Source organism: Streptomyces sp. NPDC002690, assembly GCF_053592415.1.
Window position 1 is genome coordinate 1 of record NZ_JBSFVR010000738.1, and the last position, 1,318, is coordinate 1,318.

Here is a 1,318-nt window from a genome sequence, read left to right on the forward strand (position 1 = left end):
GCGCCGTCACCGCGGTGGGTTCCGCGGTGACGGCGCCGGCGTCCGCCCTATGAGGTTGTCCGCGCGACGCCGTCTCCCCGAGTCGGACGGCGCCCCGCAGTTCGTTGCCTGGCTCAGCTTTCGGCCAGGATGTGTGAGAGCTCGGTGTCGAGGTCGAAGTGACGATGCTCGGTGCCCGGCGGAACCGCGGCGTCGGTCCTCTTCAGGAACGACTCCAGGGCCCGCGCCGGGGCTTCGAGCAGGGCCTCTCCCTCCGGAGAGCTCAGTGCGATACAGACGACGCCTTGGCCGTGACTACGAGATGGCCAGACGCGGACGTCTCCGGTGCCGGTGGGCCGGTGCAGCCCCTCGGCAAGGAGGTCACGGGCGAAAACCCACTCGACCGTCTCCTCCGCTCCGGTGTGGAAGGTGGCGTGCACGGCATAGGGATCGGCCGTGTCATACCGCAGGCCCGCGGGTACAGGCAGTGAGGACTCGCTCGACACAACGAGGCGCAGGTGCAGCTCGCAGCTGACCGTGGTGTTCATAAGCGCCAGGGCCTTTCGCTCAGTGTGCGCTCGGGGATTCGCACGTCGGCGAAATCGACATGCCACCTACGGTGGCGTTGTAAACCCCTCTGACCGTTTTGTGCTTCTTTGAGTCCCCCGTACAGCGGTGTGTAACTTTCCGTCATGCACCCATTCCAGTGACGGAGAGCGGTCGGGTAAGTTGAGTCCCATGAATGCGCAGAGTGACGAGCGGGGTGGGATCGCGCCGGTCGCGGAGCCTGATTCCGTGACGGGGGACGGGGCGGGTCCGGAGCGTGAGCTGGGGTCGCGGGCGCCGGCGTTCATCAAGGCGTCCAAGCCGCTCCACGTGAGCTGGCAGGTGGGCGTCTTCGCCGTGGGCCTCGCCGTCGTGGCGGCGGGAGTCGCGATGCTGGTGCTGCCCGGGCCGGGGTGGTTCGTGATCTTCGGGGGCATGGCGATCTGGGCGACCGAGTTCGTCTGGGCGCAGCTCGTGCTCCGCTGGACCCGGCGGAAGGTCACCGAGGCGGCGCAGAGGGCGCTCGACCCCAAGGTGCGCCGCCGCAACATCGCCCTCACCGTGGCCGGCCTGGTGATCGTCGCGGCTCTGGGGGCGGTCTACCTCTGGCGATTCGGCCTCAGCCTGCCGTGGAACGTCAGCGAGTGATGACGGGGTGGTCCAGGGGCACCGCTGACATGCGGTAATGTTTGCGGTGCGCCCGGGCGATTAGCTCAGTGGGAGAGCGCTTCGTTCACACCGAAGAGGTCACTGGTTCGAACCCAGTATCGCCCACCCGGACGGAAGGCCCGAG

At 68.0% G+C, this 1,318-nt stretch carries 2 protein-coding genes and 1 tRNA gene; 2 read left to right on the top strand and 1 reads right to left on the bottom strand.

Going from position 1 to position 1,318, the window contains the following annotated elements; translation table 11 throughout:
* Window positions 1-113: 113 nt before the first annotated feature.
* Complete coding sequence (locus ACWD3D_RS37160; protein WP_003959770.1) at window positions 114-527, bottom strand: SsgA family sporulation/cell division regulator; 414 nt, start codon at window positions 525-527, stop codon at window positions 114-116.
* Between the two features lie 190 nt (window positions 528-717).
* Here ACWD3D_RS37160 and ACWD3D_RS37165 point away from each other — a divergent pair, with 190 nt between their 5' ends.
* Window positions 718-1,173, top strand: coding sequence for a TIGR02611 family protein (locus ACWD3D_RS37165; protein ID WP_451465040.1), 456 nt, complete (start codon window positions 718-720; stop codon window positions 1,171-1,173).
* A gap of 54 nt (window positions 1,174-1,227) precedes the next feature.
* A tRNA-Val gene (locus tag ACWD3D_RS37170) sits at window positions 1,228-1,299 on the top strand.
* Window positions 1,300-1,318 lie beyond the last annotated feature (19 nt).

Bases quoted from the DNA above. Each gene is read 5' to 3' on its own strand.
- ACWD3D_RS37160 (WP_003959770.1), bottom strand. From the start codon at position 527: ATGAACACCACGGTCAGCTGCGAGCTGCACCTGCGCCTCGTTGTGTCG.
- ACWD3D_RS37165 (WP_451465040.1), top strand. From the start codon at position 718: ATGAATGCGCAGAGTGACGAGCGGGGTGGGATCGCGCCGGTCGCGGAG.